The sequence below is a fragment of the Oscillibacter sp. 1-3 genome (assembly GCF_000403435.2).
Classification (GTDB): domain Bacteria; phylum Bacillota; class Clostridia; order Oscillospirales; family Oscillospiraceae; genus Oscillibacter.
The window spans coordinates 176,553-193,772 of sequence record NZ_KE159709.1 but is presented as its reverse complement, the minus strand read 5'-3'; the positions used below and the strand labels follow the sequence as shown (position 1 = coordinate 193,772).

Genomic DNA, 17,220 nt, shown 5'->3' with positions numbered 1-17,220 from the left:
CCAGGATAACGGGAGGGGCGGGCAGGCCCGCCCCTCTGATCGGCTTCTTGCTTATTCGGGCCAGCGCACGCCGCCGCTCTTCAGCTCGGGATAGCGCTCGCCAATGGCCGTGGCGAAGTTTTCCTTGGCCTTCTCCAGGTCGATCTTACCGTTGAAATAGTCTCCGAAAACGTTCTGGAACTCCTCGGTGCAGCCCTGGTCATAGGGGGAGACGTTGACCAGGCTGATGCTGGCGGCGGCGTCGGACAGGACGCCCAAGTAGTTCTGCCCACCCAGCAGCTCAATGCCGAACTCGGGAGACTGGGCCAGCTCTTCCATCAGGGGCTGGTCATTGCTCATTTCACCGTTGTTCACAGCCAGACTGTTCAGGATGTCCCGGTCAGAGGTCATTTTCAGCATGATGTCCTTGACTTGGGACATATTATCGGTGCCGTTGGCGGCAATCAGCCAGGTGCCGCCCCAGAAGAAGCTCTGGGGGCTGGGGCAGACGGCCCAGTCCTGGGCGGCGTCGGTGCCCTCCACGTTGGGCTTGATGCACACATCCAAGCCCCAGGCGGGCAGGAAGAAGCAGAAGACCTTGGAGCTGGGGCCCATATCCTTGTTCCATTCGTCGATCCACTGGCCCGGAACATTGTGGTTAATCCCCTCCTGGGTGTCCTGCATGGAGCGCTCTACCCAGTTCATCATGCTCTGGTCCACCACCACGGTGCCGCCGTCCACCCAGGGGGCGGAGACGTTGTTGGAGTAGACCCGATAGGTGTCGGCCCGGCCGGAGTACATATAGTAGCCGGCGGCCTTCATCTGCTCGGCAGTCTCATAAAACTTGTCCCAGTCGGACACGGCGGCACCCACCGTCTCGGGGTCGTCGGTACCCAGCACCGCCTGGGCGATGGAGCGGCGGTATACCAGCATGCCCGGGGTGGCCTGATAGCTCAGGCCCCGGATCTCACCGTCGGCAGTGGTCACGGCCTCCAGGGTATACTTGTACTGGTTGGGAACATCCGCCGCAGTGATACCCAGCTGAGCGAGGGGCAGGGCCACGTTCACGTCGGGGTCGATGTACTTCAGGGCATAGTCGGCCTCCACCAGGAACATGTCGATCTTTTCATCGGCGGGTGCGCTTCCCTGCTTGGCCAGAGCCTCGTCCAGCTTTTGCTGATAGACGCCGTCCTGGTTGGGGTTGACGATCCAGTGGACCTCGGTGCCGTCTTTCAGATAGGTAATGGATTTGTCGTTGGAGAGCTTTTCCACCTCGGGGTAGTTGTCGTTGAACTTTCCCTGGAACTCCTGGTTCCATACATAGATATTGAGAACCTTGCCGCCGTCTCCGGCTTCTGTCTCCGCGCCGCCGGACGCATTCCCGCCGCCTCCGCCGCCGCAGCCGCTCAGAAGGCCCAGAATCGTCAGGGCCGCAAGCGCAATACTCATAATTCTTCTCTTCATGATCGTTTCCTCCTATTTCCAATTTGATACAGCCCGCTGCTGTAATGCTGCCTTCATTATAAGGTGCCGCTTGAAGGAAGTATACAAAATTAAAGAAAGATATATCAAATTCATGTTGAACTTTAGATAGTTTTCATATAGCTCTTAAATGTCCTCTGCAAAAAGCTCTCAGCCTCCCCTTGCCGGAATGTCAAATCTATGATATATTTGGATCCTAAAAAACGCTCAAGGAGGTGTACAGTATGAATGGAGCAAAGGCGTGGAAGCCTCTGGAGGCCGACGGGGAGCGGGAGGTCACCAGCCATCGGGAGCCCGGGGAGGAGTTTCTGTTTTACCGCTCCGTGGCGGAGGGAATGATCGACGCGGTACAGGAGAACTGCAGCCGGGGCGCCTTTGAGAACATGGAGGGCGTGGGGCAGCTCTCCGAGGACCCGGTGACCAATCTGCGCTATCACTTCGTAGTGACGGCAGCCATGCTGACCCGTTTCTGCATGGAGGGCGGCATGGCCATGGAGGAGGCCTTCGGGCTCAGTGACGAGTACATCCGCCGGATGGACTGCTGCAACAACATGGCGGAGATCGTCTACGTCCACGACCAGATGGCCTTGGACTATGTCTGCCGCATGCGGAACCTGAAAAAGCGCATCGCCTCTTCCAAGCAGGTGGCGGAGGCCATCGACTACATCTACGTCCACATCATGGACCGTATTACGATCCAGGAGCTGGCCTCCGCCATCTCCATCTCCCCCGCCCACCTGTCCCGCATCTTTAAGCAGGAGACCGGCATTTCCGTCAGCGAGTACATCCGCCAGCGGAAGATCGACATGGCGAAAAATCTCCTCCGCTTCAGCAGCTATGACTTCGCGGACATCGCCGCCATGCTGTCCTACTCCTCCCAGAGCCATTTCATCCAGCACTTCCGCACGCAGATGGGCATGACGCCCAAGGCCTACCGGGACAGGAACTACATGAACAACTGGAACGTGAACCGGGAGGCCGTCACATCGTCAGAACGATCTCCGTCCGCGCCGTGAGGCAGGCCTCCGGCACGTAGTTTCCCTCCATGGGCATTCCGTTCACCGTCAGAGACTCGCAGCCGGACTCCCTGCCGTTTGGATTTTCCACCAGAATGTGGAGCCTCTTCCCCCGGAAATCCTTCTCGAGCTCCAGCGCCTTCCACTCCCTCGGGATGGAGGGCGCTATTTTGATGCCGCCCAGGTCCGGCCGCATCCCCAGGATGCCCTCTACGCAGCCCACCATAACGGTGGAGGCCGTGCCCGTGAGCCAGTGGACGTGGGAGCGTCCGGCGTGGGGGCTGGCCGGTCCCTCGGTGAACTGGCCGTAGCAATAGGGCTCGATCTTCCGGATCTCCGCCCGGTCGTTCTGCATGGAGGGGGCGTTTTCTTTGAAATACGCAAAGGCCCGGTCCCCGTGGCCCAAAAGGGCCTCCGCCAGGATCAGCCAGCCCTGAGACTGGGAGAAGACCCCGGCGTTCTCCTTGACCCCGGCGTTGTAGATGACGGCCAGCGCCCCGTCGAAGGCGTGGGCGTGATAGGGCGGGTTCATGAGGATGGCGCCGTAGTCGGTATTCAGCCGGTTATAGACGTTGTTCATGGCCAGCTCGGCCTGTTTCCCGTCCGCCAGGCCGCTGATGACCGCCCAGCTCTGAGGGTTGAGCCACAGGTTGGCCTCCGGGGCGCTGTGGTTTCCGATGACCTCGCCGGCCTCGGTAAAGCCCCGGATGTAGCGGTCCCCGTCCCAGCACAGGTCGTTGAGCAGGGTCCGGAGCTTTTTCTGTTCCCTCTCCAGCCAGTCCAGATACTTGCTGTCCTCCCGGCAGGCGGCAAACTCCCGCAGGACAGTAAAGGCGTAGTAGAACTGGAAGGCCACAAAGGAGGACTCCCCCGCCGCCCCCAGCCGCAGGCAGTCGTTCCAGTCGGCGTGGAGTCCGGCGGGCATCCCGTGGGGGCCCAAATGCTGGAGGGAAAAGTTCAGCGCCCGCTTCAAATGTTCGTATACGGTGCCCTCATCCCGATTGGCGAAGGGAAGAACCTCATCCAAAAAGCCAACATTCCCGGTCTCGGCGATGTATTTGTAGACCGTGGGGAACAGCCACAGCGCATCGTCGGCCCGGTAGGCGGGGTGGCCGGTCTCCTGAACGTAGGAGGCATCCTCCGGTGTGTCCTCATGGCCCGGGTCGTGGGTAAATTTCACCAGGGGCAGTCCGCCGCCGTGGTCCACCTGGGCCGAGAGCATGAAGCGGATTTTCTCCGCCGCCGCCTCCGGCTCCAGATGGATGACGCCCTGAATATCCTGTACTGTATCCCGGTAGCCGTAGCCGTTCCGCAAACCGCAGTAGATGAAGGACGCCGCCCGGGACCAGGTGAAGGTGATGAAGCTGTTGTAGGCGTTCCAGGTGTTGACCATGGCGTCAAATTCCGGGCAGGGAGTCTTGACCTGGAAATGGGAGAGCTTGCCGTGCCAGAACTGTTTCAGGACCTCCAGCTCCCGCTCACAGACCGTCGCCGGGTCTTGATACGCTTTCATAAGAGCGGCGCTTTCCCGCTCGTGCTTCTCCCCCAGCAGAAAAGCCACCGTCACCGTCTCTCCCGGCTTCAGGGATGCCGCCGTTGAGAGCGCCCCGCAGCTGTTGCCGTTGTAGCCCAGCCTGTTCCACAGATTCCCGCGCTCCACGCCGATGGGGTTTCCATAGCCCCGGTAGGGGCCCAGAAATTCCGCCTTGTCGCCGCAGTAAGAGGAAACCTCCGCCCCGGCCAGGCCGAAAAAGCGTTCAATGACTGTCTTGGCGTCCACCTCGTCCTCCGCGGCGTCCAGGTTGCCGTGAATCTGCTGGCGGATCCGGTCTTTGTCGAACAGGGTCCTGGTGACAAACTGGGAGTATTGCAGGTTCACCTGGTCCTGCTCATAATTGCCGTGGCTGGTAAACTCCGCGTAGCCGGTGAGGGTCAGCGTCCGGGGCCGGTCCGAGTCGTTGCGCACCGTCAGCCGCCAAACCTCGTGGGTCCCGCCCAGGGGCACATAGTACGCCGCCTCGCTGTGAATGCCGCCGTAATCCGCCGCCATGACCGTGTAGCCCATTCCGTGGCGGCACTCGCTTTTGTACGTATCCAGGTCCTTTCCCACCGGCTGCCAGGAGGCGGACCAGAAGTCCCCCGTCTCGTTGTCCCGAAGATAGAGATACCGCCCCGGCTGGTCGAACTGGTTGAACACATACCGAAGAATCCGTCCGTTGGCCCCGGATTTGACAAAGCTGTAGCCTCCGGCGTTGTTGGAGATCAGCGCCCCGTACTCCGGGGAGCCCAGGTAGTTGGCCCAAGGGGCCGGGGTGTCGGGCCGGGTGATCACGTACTCATGGGCCTGATCGTCAAAAAATCCATACTGCATCGCGCGTCATCTCCTTACATCAATTCCACTGTGATCTGATTTTCCGTCACAGGCAGCCGGTCCAGAAGCGCCCGGTCCAGCAGGACCCGTCCTTCCGCCACCGGCAGCCGCCGCATTTGAGGGCCGTCCGCCGTGGTCAGGTACGCCTTTTCCAGCCGGTATTCGCCGTAGTCCTTCCGGCTCAGGTTGACGGCGATCACCTGGAACCGCTTACCGGCGAAGGGAAGGGCCAGGGAGGCGGTCCCTGCTTCGCCGAACTGCTCCCGCACCAGCTTCGGGGCGATCGCCAGGCTGCCGTTCTCCCCCCGGACGCCGAACGCCTCCGTGATTACCGTCAGCATGTACCAGCTGGCCGCGCCGGTGAGGTAGTGGTACATTCCCCGGCCCTCGGCGTTGAAATACTCCGGGATGCCGGGATAGATTTTGCTGCTCTCAAAATCCAGAGCGGCGTCCGCCAGGGTCTGAAGCGCCTTATAGCCCTCCTGGACGAAGCCCCGGCGGTAGAGGGCGTTGGCGTACATCACCGTCATGTGGGAGAACACCGCCCCGTTCTCCTTCTCACCGTAGGCAAAGCCGAACATCCGGCCCATATCGAATTTCAGCTCGTGGAAGTCCGTGTTCAGCCGGTAGCCCCCCTCCTCTTTTTTGTAGAGGTATTTGTCGGCACTGCGGGCAATGGCCTTCACCTGTTCCTCCGTGGCGGTCCCGCTCATGATGGCGAACACCTGTCCGGTAAGCATCATGCGTGCGCCGGTCTCCGCAATGCCCTCCAGGGGCTGCCCGTGGTTGTCATAGTAACTGTTGAACCAGCCGTCCCTCCCGTCCGCGATCCACTCCTGACGGCGGATGTGCTCCATCAGCCAGTCCGCTTTGCCCTCCAGGTTCTCCGCCAGCTCCATCGGGAGGACCCGGATGGTCCCGCCGCTGACATTGTGGGCGCAGCGCCGGGTGTATCGCTCCAAGACCGCCTTTTTCTCCGACAGATCGTCGCAGGCCATGGGCGGCGTCCGGAGCAGCTCCTCCAACTCCTCCGCCAGCTCCACGTTCTTCCAGGTCTCGGCCAGCCGCCGGAGAAGCCCCGCCAGGTCCTTGAGATTGCCTGCGTAGGCGCAGGTGAAGGCCACGCTCTCCCCCCGCTCCGGGGCCATGTCCAGGGCGTCGTTCCAGTCGGCCCCCCGGAGGCGGAAGATGTTGTGCTCCCCCACCTCATAAAAGGCGGTGAGGTGCTGAATCAGCAGGTGCTCCAAAATACTGCCGGTGTAGACCTCGCCGGAAGCCGTCCGCTGCCTGTTTCCGTACGCCGGGTCCCACTGTCCGTCGATCTCTGTACCCCGCATAGCCTGGGGGTCCTTGAAGTAGGAGACCTTCGCGCGCAGGATATCCAGGTCCCCCGTCTGGTCGATGTAGAGCTTGGTGGTCATCAAGGGCCAGAGGGCGTGGTCCATCCAGACTCGGGCGATGCCGTTGCGGTCCGCAATAAAGTTCCCCAGGCCCTCTCCGATGATGGTGGCGTTGGTTCCGTCCATCCGCACGCCGCCGAAGCTGGCCTGGATCATCTCCCCCACGCCGCCTGGGTCCATCAGCAGCAGAGACAGGCAGTCCTGCCAGAGGTCCCGCCAGCCCCGGCCTCCCCGGCCATAGTCGTGGTGGGGCAGGAAGGAACAGCCGTAGATCCGCCGCAGAAGGGGCTGGAGGCTCACCCAGCGCATCAGGCGGTCGAAGTCCGCCGAGCCGGTCTGGTAGCGGACGTTTACCTTGTCCTGCCAATAAGCTTTTGTGCGCTCCAGGGCGGCATGGACCCGTTCCTCTGTGCCGTAGGCCGTTAAAATCCGGTCCATGTCCCCGGCATCCTCCGTGATTCCCAGGAAGATGAGGTACACCGACGTTTCTCCAGGTCCCAGGGTGACCTCGGGGAAGCGGATGCCGCCCATGGCCTCCCTGCCGTCGATCTCCATTCCGGCGGGCCGGGCCTCCCGGTCCTCGCAGACGGCCCGGGGATGGAGAAATGTGCCGCCCTCGCCCACAAACTCCTGCACCGTCGGGTAGAATCCGGCGGGGGCGCCACCGTTCCCGGTTGTTCCGCAGACATAGTAAATCCGGCGGTTTTCCCGATGGCCCTTTTCATCAAAGGACATGGTGGGCTTGACCTGGACGCCGTATTTTGTGGTCCGAATCCGGTGGAGCATGGAGGTCACATTCCGGTGGTCCCGGAGGTTGTCCGCGCTCCGGCCGTAGATGGGAACCGCCGCGACGCCGGTGACGCGCTGGGGCGCAGCGTCCCGGTTTGTCACCCGCGCCTCCAGAATCTCCACGTTTTCATCCGGCGGCACAAAGGCCGTCAGCTCCGCCTGAAGGCCATAGCGCCTCGAGGTCCGGCGCACCGTCTGCCACAAGAATCCCGCCGTCAGGACGCTCTCGTCCTGGTCCGGCGTAAAGCGGGCGGCCTCCTGTTCGGCGCTGACGCCGGAGGCGGACCAGCAGCCCTTTTCCGTCACGCACCAGAAATTCCGGGTGCCGCGGCTGTTCCGCAGGTCCTCGATGCTTACCGGCTCCAGAAGAAAAGACTCCTGGTCCAGCTTGCTGTCTCCGGCCAGATCGGGGGCAATGGCGCTTTTTAGTCCGGTCTCGCTGGCCAGGGGAAAATAGAGGCCGCTGACCGCCTCGGGATTTCTCAGTTCAAAGGTTCCGTTTTCATCCAAAAAGCGGATTTTCTCCATCATAGCTCCTCCATTGATTGACGTGTTTTCCGGTATACCCGCACGTAGTCCACCTCAAAAGCGGCGCGGGCAAAGTCTGTTGCTTCATCCGGCGGGCCGGGCCAAACGCCGCCCACCGCCAGATTCAAAATCACATACATGTTATGGTCAAAGGGCGCTGGGAAGGGCTTGCGGAGGCCATCCGTCCCGGCGGAAAACCACTGTTCCACCTGGTGGAACAGCCTGCCGTCCACATACCAGCGGAGGCACCCGGGGAGCCACTCCAGCGAAAAGGTGTGAAACTCCGCCGCGAAGTCCCCCTCCGGCAGTGTGTACGCCCCTTGATTCTGCTCATGGGGCAAGCCGTAGTGCAGGGTTCCGTAGTTTGTGCGGGGCTCGTGGCCCAGGACCTCACAGATGTCGATCTCGCCGCAGACGGGCCACTGTCCCCAGCGATTCTCGTCCCCCGTCATCAGCCAGAAGGCCGGGAGAAATCCCTTCCCCCGGGGGACCCTCAGCCGGGCCTCAAATATCCCGTATGTGAACTCGTGCTTTCCCTGGGTGGAGATCCGCCCGGAGCGGTAAAAAACGCTTCCATCCCACAGCGTCAGCCTGGTGGGGCGAATATGCAGAAAGCCGTCCCGCAGGGACAGGACATCTTCCGCGTCCACATAGGCTTGAAGCTCCTGATTGACCCAGCCCGGCTCGTGCAGTTCTACATTCCATTTGGTTCTATCCAGAGTTTCCCCGTTAAAATCGTCCTCGAAAACCAGGGAATAGCCTTTATAAGAGAGAAAACCGCTCACCGTTTTCACCTTTCCTCTCGAAACTAGGCCTTGTTTGATAAATGGCAGAATGACCAACGACGAGAGATTTTTTCGCCAATCAAGGCAAATTTTCGCAGGCGGGCTGTCGCCCGGCAAGAAAATTTAACGCAGAGTGGCGGAAAAATATCCATCGTTTGGGCGTTTTGATATTTTTCAAACAAGGCCCAAATCGTCTTGCTATTGTTCGAATATTTTTCGCAGGTAAAAGAGATTGACATAGGCCCCCGCCGCGGCCCCGATCAGCAGCCACACGCCCAGGAAGACACCAAAAAACTGCGGCAGAAACAGAAGAACCAGGATCGGAAGGAGATTGACCGCCGTGATAAAAAACGTGACCGGAAGATTTGCCAGCGCCAGCCGCACGGCATTCCCGAGGTGCCTGGAAAAGGTATTTTCAAAACAGGCCAGGAGTGGAAACAACCAGGACAGGATAGCTGTCAACATCACAGCAGCGATGCAAAACAGCACAAACAACTCCGGCGGAAACAGAAGCGTCTCGGCATAGAGGACCCGGTAAAGGACAGCCAGCAGCGTCAGGTCCGCCAGCAGCAGTACCGCCGCTGGTGTTGAGGCGGTAAAGACTTTCCGCAGATTCCGAAGGAAATCCCGAACGGGGGTGCAGTCCCTTTCCCGGTATAGCTCCATCGCTGTCATGTAAAGGGCCGTGACCGCCGCCCCCAAGCAGACGACGGTGCAGGAGGTAAGGATGAAGACCACGTTCAAAAAAATCAGGTCGCAGATTTTGGTTAAAAACCGTGCGATTCCGCTGTTTGGGCCAGACATGTTCATGTTGAAGCCTCCCTACCGCCGCCAGGTGTTTTCTGCCAATTCAACCAGTGTCTTCTATTCTACAGGAATATATTTGTGCAGGATATCAGCGTTCAATAGAAAATATCAAAATTCTTGCAGAATGTTTGATCAAGATACTTTGCATGTTATAGAAGCTGATTTTCAAACTCTAAATGGCCTCAAAATCGACTTGATTCACCGCCTGGTTTTATGGCAAGATTTCAGTTAGATAAATTCTAGTTCAGAAGGCAAATCGTGGTGGAAGGTATCTCCAAAGAGATGCCTATCTCTGCAAGACGCCGAACGAGGCCCGTTGTCTGCCGGGAACATTGGAGGCCCTGCGGGCGGAAGGTGTCCAAATCGTTATCTTGGATTCTCCGGAGATTTATTCGGAATATGCACCTTATTCCTATATTGAGGATATGAAGGAATTCATTGACCGGGTAAGTCAGTTGAACCGGGGTGCTTGAACGTGCTTCGTAGCGCTGACTACTATTTGACTACTGTTTTGATAAATAGGCAAAAACCGATAGAATCATTGCGGTACAAGGACTCTACCGGTTTATCTGTTTAGCCTGAAATTTGTGCAGAATCGCTGAAAGCATTGCAAATACAGCCTTTTCACTTTGGATGTCAGAAGACTCCGACTCTAAAGGCCGCTGGTTCGAATCCAGTCTGGCGTACCATGATAAGTTGACAGACCGCCAAGGGGTTGCGTTAATAGTGGTAAGGAACTCACGCAAGGAGACTGTTGGCTGACAATTCGTAGTGCAAAAGCGCAAGATGGGTTATGGATTTATAAATTATCCACAGCCCATCTTTGTGCTTATTAGAAGTTTACCAAGCAAGTGTGTGCCATCGGTCCCGTCTGCCTGGCTCTCTGCGCCGCGCGGTGGCTGGAATATAGTGGATTCAGAGTAGGAATAGCCGCCGTATCACGTTTCTCCGTGATACGGCGGCTTTGAGTCTATAGCGGCAGAATATGGTCCAGGCCGGTACTGCGCCCCTGCTCTTTTTGCCGGTATTCGATTTGCCAGATGAAATAAGTCTATCCAGCGAGCGGGGCATTTTATTTCGATGCTGGCTCCTCTTTTCCTTTCTGAGCCTTGGCGGCCTTTCTCTTGTGTTTGCCGGCAATCAGCACGAGTGCTGCCAAGGCAGCCAAACCGCCCACGACAGCGGGGATCAGCCACAGGGCGCTCCGAGTAGATTGGATACAGAAAGTGCCCTGGGTTCCGGTCATGGTCAGCAATAGATACTGTCCGTTTTGGACGGCTTCCACCTGTTGCCACTGGCCGTTCTGATACTGCCAGACATGGGTACCGCTGTCAGGGCTTAACAGCCGCAAAGGAACGGAATCCTCTGGCTCCGCTCCAGCGAGAACGACGTCCCACACGACGGCCTGCTCCCCCGCCTCCTGGGGCGGAACCTGGACGCTGTCTGTCACATGGAGAACGGCGTCCCCGGTAAACTGTCCCTCCGCCAGGGCCAGGGCCAGCTTTCCGGACAGCTCCCGGCTGGCCACCACAGTAACCCAAGGGGTATAGACCGCGTTCACGGTCAGGTCGGAGCGCAGGCCGGAGACATCAAACTCCGGCCAGACGCCGTAATTGCCCTCCAGCTCTGGCACAGGGGGCAGGTCGAGCCTGGACAGGTCCTCCCCGTAGAGGAAGGGAATCTGCGCCACCGTTTTTTCCTCCGCCACCAGAGTCAGCGTAAAGGCGGTGAACTCTGGCGGAATATCGGGCAGCTGGCTCAGCGCGTTAAAGGGGATGGGCTCGGCCCGCCCCGCGTAGCTGACGCCGTCCACCCCGGCGGTGCCGGTGTCTACAAAGAGATTGCCGGACAGCGCCCCATCCGTCTCTATGCCGCCGGCAATGGCTCCCAGATACTCCGTGCCTTCCTCGATTGTGACGATGGCACGGCAGTCCCGCAGACGGCTGGCCCAGCCGGCAATGCCGCCGACGTAATTCTCTCCGGACAGGGTGCTCTTGACATGGCAGCTGCGGATGGAGGCGTCCGCATAGCCGGCCACACCCCCCACATAGTTCCCGCCGGTGCTGGCTACCGGGCCGTAATTCTGGCACTCCAAGGCAGTACCCAGGTCCATGCGCCCCGCCAGACCGCCCACGCAGTCCTTCTTGCCGGTGACGGCCCCACGATTGACGCAGTTCATCAGCACCGCCTTGGTCTCGTAGCTGCTGCCAAAGGAGAACCGGCCGGTCGTGTCGTCCTCCGGGTCCAGGTCGAATTCAATGGCCACGGCACCGGCAATGCCGCCCACGTTGCGGTCTCCCTCCACGGTTCCCAGGTTGGAGCAGTCCGCCACCTTGCCCTCCCGGGTGGCGGAGATGTCCTCATCGGAGGTGTCCTGAATGATGCCCTCCAGGCCGCCTTCAGCGGTGTCCCTGGCGTCATCCATTGCGTCCAGCAGAAGGGTGAATACCGCGTTAAACTGCCGGTTGATGGCCCGCAGGTCGGCGGTCAGGGTGCCGTTCCCGGTCTGAAGGGCGCTGTTCAGCCCGTCCATCTCCTCCAGCAGGCCGCTCATGGCATCATAAAGGCTGTCGCCGGCCTGCCGGAAGTCCTCCCCCAGGGGGGTGAACTCCGCAGGACCGTCCTCGGTGAGCGTATCCACCGCATCGCCAATGGTATCCAGCGCCCGGCGCAGCAGCCGCCCGATGACGGCGGAGGTGTCAGAGGCCTCCTCCAGTGTATCCAGGGCGTCTCCCAGCTGGCTGGACAGAGCGCCGGAGCGGCTCAGGGCCTGCTGGAGCTGAGACAGGGCATCATCCAGATCATCCCCCACTCCCCGCAGGGCGCGGAATGCCTGACGCAGCTCCTCCCGCGCCGCCAGAAGAGAGCTGACGGAGATGGAGCCGCTTCCCAAATCCTCCAGAAAGCCTTGAAAGGCGTCCAGCGCGCGTTCCAGCCGGCTTACCGCCGTGGTCAGCCCGGAGGCGGACTGCCGCAGCTTCTCCACCGCGAGACGCAGGTCCCGCGCGGCCCGATCGCCGGTGTCCACCGCGCCGCCCAGAGAATCCAAAGCGTCCCCCAGCTGGCGGGACAGGCGCTCCAGCCGCCCGCCCACGTCGGACAGATCGTCCAGGGCGGGAGAAATTTTGTCCAGCGCGCCGGTGATGTCGGCGGTCAGGGTGTTGATGGTGCCGATGTTCTCGTCGGTAAAATCGGAAACCCGGTCCAGCAGCTCCTTGGTGCTGTCCTTGGCGCTGCCGGCGTAGTCTCCCATGGCGCTGAGCTGGGCGGAGACGCTGTCTCCGGTGCGCTCCGCGTCGTCCAGCGCGCGGTTAATCAGGTTTTCCAGGGTGTTCAGCTCCTGGCGCAGCTGCTCCAGCGTGTCCCGGCCAGGGTCCACAAGCACATAGGGCTCCGCCTGGCCCACAATGCCGCCCACGTCCTTCCGTCCGTAGACGGTGCCGCTGTTGGTACAGCCGGACAGATAGCCGTCCTGCCGCCCGGCGATGCCGCCGGTGTTGTACCCCACATGGGGGTAGCCCACCGTGCCGCGATTGACGCAGCTCTGCACCACGCCGCTGGAATAGCCCACGATGCCACCGGTATCAAAGCAGCCGTCCAGCAGGTGGTAGGTTTCGTCGTCCGCCGCGGCCCGCTCCTTCAGGATGGCAGCCGTATCCGCGTCCATCAGGTCCACATTGGTTTCCTTCCGGGTCAGATTCACTCCGGCGCTGCTTTCACATTTGAGCAGCAACCCCAAATTCCGGCCCGCAATGCCGCCGGTGATATTCTTGCCGCTGACAGAACCGGAGACGGAACAACCGGTAATCTCACCGGTGATGCTGTTGTATCCGGCGATGCCGCCCACGGTGGCATCCCCTTGAACCACGCCGTGAAAGGCACAGCTTTGCAGGGTTCCTGCGTTGTTGCCCACGATGCCTCCCACGGTGGAGCGGGTACCCCCGGGGGCCACCGTACCCTTGACGGTCAAGTCCCGTACCAGCCCGCCGGGCTGGATATAGCGGAACAACCCCTGGGTGGAACCGGCGGAGGTGAGACACAGCCCGGAGATGGTGTGTCCCTGGCCTAAAAAGGTGCCGCCGAAGGTGGGAATGGGGGTGAAATCCACCCCGCTCAGGTCCAGGTCGGCGGTGAGGGTAACAGTCTTGCCCTGGGACCAGGTGTCCAGAGCGCAGTTTTTCCCGAAACGCTGGAGGTCCGCTACGTTGGAGATGGTGACAGTGCTTTCCTCCGTGGCCCAGGCGGGCAGGACCAGCGAGGTCAGAATCCAGACCGCCAGAAGGATGGGGAACAGCCGGTCGACACGTTTACGCATGAGAATCCGCCCCCTTTCCCGCAGGGATTGCCGCTGGTTGGGGCGGCTCCTCCGGCCGGACAGCCCCCGTTGCCACCGCCGCATTGATGCTGCCATGGAGGATGCCGCTGAAATCGGCGTCCACCATGCCGGAGATGTATCCCCGGACGTGGCCGTCCACCAGCAGACTGCCGGTGTGGGTCTGGACGGGATGCCGGGTCTTCAGGGTAAAGGCAGTCTTTTCAATGATGGTGTCGCCCAGCAGCAGAATCTGGGGAAGGATACCCATCACCAGGAAGATGGAGATTAACGTGCCCCGGCCCAGACACACGCCGATGGAGGCGATGGAGGCTGTGGTGGACAGCAGGCCGATGGCCACGCCGGCGGAGGCCAAAATAGTGCCTGAGGTAATAATGGTGGGGAAAGCCTCATTCAGCGACTCGATAACCGCATCCTTGAGGGACATGGTCTGTTTCAGCTCCACATAGCGGTTGGCGATGACAATGGCGTAGTCAATATTTGCGCCCATCTGGATGGAGCTGACCACCAGATAGCTGAGGAAGAACAGGGGTTCCTTCTGTAAGTAAGGGAAGGAGAAGTTGATCCAGACACTGCCCTGGATGACCAGGATCAACAGCACCGGAAGCCCGGCGGATTTGAAGGTAAACACCAGCACCAGAATGACGAATACGATGGTCAAAATGCTGATGAGCATGTTGTCGTTGCCGAAGGAGGCGGACAGGTCAAAATCGCTGGTGGAGTTGCCCACCAGGAGGGAATTTTCCGGGTAGTAACGGCCCACAATTTCATGCAGAGTGTCCAGAAAAGTGAAGGTCTCCTCCCCCTCCTCGGGCAGGTTGAGCTGTAAGACCAGACGGCTGTAGTTCTCCCCCTTCAATTGCAGCTGGGCGTCGGTCAGCTGGACGTGGAGGTCCTCAATGGTCTCAGTCATGTCCGCGTCCAGAGAGATGTAGCCCTCGTCCATCATGTCATAGACATACAGGAACATATCAATCAAGGGTACGCCGTAGCTGTCCAGGCCGGAAACTACCTGTCCGTAGTCCTCCTGGTCCACGGCGTAGGCGGAGTAGAGCAGCCGGGCCACCTCAATATCCAGATCGGTCAGCTCGGCAAACTGCCGGGGTGTCAGCCGGTCTGTGAGGACATAGCCGTCCATGGCATCCACATTGGCCAGGCCCAGCACCGTGTCCGTCTCGGGCATACGATCCAGTTCCCGGAGCAGCCGGCCCTCCTGCTCATAGTCCCCCTTGGGCACGATAACCGCCAGGGTGTTCACCCGGCCAAAGGTTTCGTTCACCCGCTGCTGGGCAATCTGGGCGTCGCTCTGGCGGAAGGTGGTCAGCTCGGTCTGCCCGTAGGCGTAGGGGCAGCGGTTGGCGAACACAAAACCGCCAATCAGAAGCACCACAAACAGGGGCGGCATGACAAAACGGGTTTTCACCGCCAGCCGGCCCCAGGCGGTGATTTTGGGCACAAAATTCCGGTGGTGGGTGCGGTCGATCAAACTGCTGAAGCTGAGCAGCAGCCCGGGCATCAGGGTAAACACGGCCAGCAGGCTGAGCACAATGGACTTCATCAGCACCAGGCCCAAATCCTGACCAATCCCGAACTGCATGAAGCACATGGCCCCCAGGCCGGACAGGGTGGTCATGGAGGAGCCGGCAATCTCCGGAATGGCCTTGCTCAGGGCGGCCACCACCGCCTCCCGGGCCTCCAGCTGCTCCCGCTCCTCGGTGTACCGGTGGCAGAGGATGATGGCGTAGTCAATGGCCAGGGCCAGCTGGAGGACCACCGCCACCGAGTTGGAGACAAAGGATATTTCGCCAAAGATAAAGTTGGTGCCCTTGTTCATCAGTGCCGCCATGCCAAAGGTCATAAGTAGCACCGGGATCTCCATATAGGTGTGGGAGGTGAACAGCAGCACCACCAGGATGATGACCACGGCAATCACCATGACCACCTGCATCTCGGCGTTCAGACTTTCAGAGGCGGAGTCGCCGGTGTCGCCGGTGATATAGACGTCATACCCGTCCAGAAGGGCTTTGACACCATCCAATCCCTCCAGACTCACCGGGTCAGTGGCGGTCCCGTCGTAGGTGATGGAAAACAGGGCGGAGCCGTTGGTGTAGTGGTCCCTGGAACCGTTGAACTCCACCGATTTTACACCTTCCATCATCTCTATCTGCTCCGCCAAGCTCTCCGCCTGACGGTAGGAGATATTGTCCACCATAATGCGGCTGGTGCCAAAGGTGACAAACTCCGCCTCCATCACGGTCAACCCTTGCCGGGTCTCGGTGGTGTCAGACAAGTAGCTGGTCAGATCGTCGTTCACCGCCACCCAGCCGCTGGAAAAGACGCAGAAAATAGCTGCTCCGATGTACAACAGGTAAAAGGCTTTGCGTTTGTCCACAATAAAAGCCGCAATCCGTTCCATCGGGCTTTGCTTTTCCGAAACTTCTACTGTGTGCCTGCTCAACCTGAACGCTCCTTTCAAACTCTATGATAGACAATGATACTCTGTTTTTCTTGGAAATGCAAGGAAATGCAAGTGGTCAACAGAAAGATAATGTTGTCACTTCCATCGTCCCCTTTTTACATTGAATTATATGTATTATACATGATTGAATAAGTAAAATCAATACATAGAAATATATGTATGATACGTTCCTTGAAAAAGGTGGGACTGACATTGAAAAGCGTGATGGAATTGTTTCGGGAACTGCGGGAAGATCACGATTACTCTCAAAGTGATATAGCAGCCGTTTTGGGAATTTCTCAGCAGCATTATTCCAAGTATGAGACGGGAGAATATGAATTTCCGCTGCGGCATTTTATCACGCTGGCAAAATACTATAGTGTGTCTGCTGATTATCTAATCGGGCGGTGTTCCTATGATGAAAAGAAGCCTTTGGAGATGGTATATGTCACTCGTGATTGTACTTGTGAGAAGCTGGTGCAGGATATACTTTCTTTAAGCGAACATGGAAGAGAAGCTGTTGTGGAGTATATAGAGTTACAGCGGTTGAAGGAAAGGCAGAAAAAGTGATGCTTTCTTTGGGGGGTTGGTTTGCGGCCCGTGCGGACAACCTTACGCTCAAAGGTGACTGAAAAGGGAGCGGGGGATGATGGTGATCTTCGCCACCGGGGCGGAGTGGGTCTGGAGCGCCGCCACCAAGGCGCGGCCGATTTCGTGGTAAGAGACAATCATCCGCTCGTGGTCGGAGAGGATTTTGTTCTTTTTCTGATACCCGGCAATGACCACCTCGATGCTCTCTTGGAGGTCCTCCCGGGTGGCGAGCCTCCGTCCCTGGCGTACGGCCCGCAGGGCGGCCTCGTTGACCATGTTGGCCAACTTCGCACCGGAGGCCCCGGAGGCGGCACAGGCGATGGTGTTAAAGTCCACATTCTCCGCCAGCTTCACCTTGGCGGCGTGAACCTTTAGGATGGCCTCGCGGCCCTGAAGGTCGGGAAGAAGCTGAGGATGGGGTTCATCTCCTTTGGCCTCACCTTGTCGAACACGCAGCCGCTCTCCCACAGGCGATCCACCAGGCTGGGGTCATGGAAGGTGATCTGGCGTACAGGCCAGGCTCCTCGGAGGTGTCAACGAAGTAGATGACGTCCTGCTCCACCTGGGCCACGGCTACCTTCAGCATGGTGAGGAAGGTGCCGTAGTCCACCTGCGTGATCTCTTGGCGCATCAGGCGGGGAAACAGCAGGGTATTCAGCAGGATCATGACCACTAAGACGA

11 protein-coding genes and 1 pseudogene are annotated in these 17,220 nt (G+C 59.5%); 3 read left to right on the top strand and 9 right to left on the bottom strand.

The window, feature by feature from the left end; translation table 11 throughout:
• Positions 1-51: 51 nt before the first annotated feature.
• Positions 52-1,443, bottom strand: coding sequence for a type 2 periplasmic-binding domain-containing protein (locus C816_RS13535; protein ID WP_016322963.1), 1,392 nt, complete (start codon positions 1,441-1,443; stop codon positions 52-54).
• 242 nt (positions 1,444-1,685) lie between these two features.
• Here C816_RS13535 and C816_RS13530 point away from each other — a divergent pair, with 242 nt between their 5' ends.
• A complete protein-coding gene (locus C816_RS13530) occupies positions 1,686-2,477 on the top strand; it encodes a helix-turn-helix transcriptional regulator (RefSeq protein ID WP_016322962.1) in 792 nt (263 codons plus the stop codon).
• Here the strand turns inward: C816_RS13530 and C816_RS13525 are convergent.
• The 4 genes from C816_RS13525 to C816_RS13510 all read right to left on the bottom strand — a co-directional run bounded on the left by C816_RS13525 (position 2,443) and on the right by C816_RS13510 (position 9,160).
• Positions 2,443-4,848, bottom strand: coding sequence for a glycoside hydrolase family 94 protein (locus C816_RS13525; RefSeq protein ID WP_016322961.1), 2,406 nt, complete (start codon positions 4,846-4,848; stop codon positions 2,443-2,445). The two genes, C816_RS13530 and C816_RS13525, sit on opposite strands and share 35 nt — an antisense overlap.
• Positions 4,849-4,862: 14 nt before the next feature.
• Positions 4,863-7,568 carry a GH36-type glycosyl hydrolase domain-containing protein gene (locus C816_RS13520; protein ID WP_371254379.1) on the bottom strand — a complete coding sequence of 902 codons (2,706 nt, stop codon included), beginning with the start codon at positions 7,566-7,568 and terminating at the stop codon, positions 4,863-4,865.
• Positions 7,565-8,350: a glycoside hydrolase family 16 protein gene (locus C816_RS13515; RefSeq protein WP_051147090.1), complete on the bottom strand. Its 786-nt coding sequence runs from the start codon at positions 8,348-8,350 to the stop codon at positions 7,565-7,567. The genes C816_RS13520 and C816_RS13515 overlap by 4 nt, the downstream gene beginning before the upstream one ends.
• Positions 8,351-8,548: 198 nt before the next feature.
• Positions 8,549-9,160 carry a DUF624 domain-containing protein gene (locus C816_RS13510; protein WP_016322958.1) on the bottom strand — a complete coding sequence of 204 codons (612 nt, stop codon included), beginning with the start codon at positions 9,158-9,160 and terminating at the stop codon, positions 8,549-8,551.
• A 233-nt stretch (positions 9,161-9,393) separates the two neighbouring features.
• On the opposite strand from C816_RS13510, the gene C816_RS25690 reads away from it, so the two are divergent.
• Positions 9,394-9,630, top strand: coding sequence for a DUF6718 family protein (locus C816_RS25690; RefSeq protein WP_081646354.1), 237 nt, complete (start codon positions 9,394-9,396; stop codon positions 9,628-9,630).
• Between the two features lie 599 nt (positions 9,631-10,229).
• Here C816_RS25690 and C816_RS13505 read toward each other — a convergent pair.
• Both C816_RS13505 and C816_RS13500 read right to left on the bottom strand, forming a co-directional pair.
• Positions 10,230-13,472, bottom strand: coding sequence for a hypothetical protein (locus tag C816_RS13505; protein ID WP_016322957.1), 3,243 nt, complete (start codon positions 13,470-13,472; stop codon positions 10,230-10,232).
• A complete protein-coding gene (locus tag C816_RS13500; protein WP_242832203.1) occupies positions 13,465-15,882 on the bottom strand; it encodes an efflux RND transporter permease subunit in 2,418 nt (805 codons plus the stop codon). The genes C816_RS13505 and C816_RS13500 overlap by 8 nt, the downstream gene beginning before the upstream one ends.
• 288 nt (positions 15,883-16,170) lie before the next feature.
• Here C816_RS13500 and C816_RS22845 point away from each other — a divergent pair, with 288 nt between their 5' ends.
• Complete coding sequence (locus C816_RS22845; protein WP_242832220.1) at positions 16,171-16,518, top strand: helix-turn-helix domain-containing protein; 348 nt, start codon at positions 16,171-16,173, stop codon at positions 16,516-16,518.
• A gap of 66 nt (positions 16,519-16,584) precedes the next feature.
• On the opposite strand, the pseudogene C816_RS13490 reads toward C816_RS22845, so the two are convergent.
• Both C816_RS13490 and C816_RS13485 read right to left on the bottom strand, forming a co-directional pair.
• Positions 16,585-16,953: pseudogene (locus tag C816_RS13490) on the bottom strand (cell division protein FtsH); the annotation flags it as partial.
• Between the two features lie 22 nt (positions 16,954-16,975).
• Positions 16,976-17,206 (bottom strand): hypothetical protein, encoded by a 231-nt coding sequence (locus C816_RS13485; RefSeq protein WP_160572973.1) that lies wholly within the window; start codon positions 17,204-17,206, stop codon positions 16,976-16,978.
• Between the last annotated feature and the right edge of the window lie 14 nt (positions 17,207-17,220).

Bases quoted from the DNA above. Each gene is read 5' to 3' on its own strand.
- C816_RS13535 (WP_016322963.1), bottom strand. From the start codon at position 1,443: ATGAAGAGAAGAATTATGAGTATTGCGCTTGCGGCCCTGACGATTCTG.
- C816_RS13530 (WP_016322962.1), top strand. From the start codon at position 1,686: ATGAATGGAGCAAAGGCGTGGAAGCCTCTGGAGGCCGACGGGGAGCGG.
- C816_RS13525 (WP_016322961.1), bottom strand. From the start codon at position 4,848: ATGCAGTATGGATTTTTTGACGATCAGGCCCATGAGTACGTGATCACC.
- C816_RS13520 (WP_371254379.1), bottom strand. From the start codon at position 7,568: ATGATGGAGAAAATCCGCTTTTTGGATGAAAACGGAACCTTTGAACTG.
- C816_RS13510 (WP_016322958.1), bottom strand. From the start codon at position 9,160: ATGAACATGTCTGGCCCAAACAGCGGAATCGCACGGTTTTTAACCAAA.
- C816_RS13505 (WP_016322957.1), bottom strand. From the start codon at position 13,472: ATGCGTAAACGTGTCGACCGGCTGTTCCCCATCCTTCTGGCGGTCTGG.
- C816_RS13485 (WP_160572973.1), bottom strand. From the start codon at position 17,206: ATGATCCTGCTGAATACCCTGCTGTTTCCCCGCCTGATGCGCCAAGAG.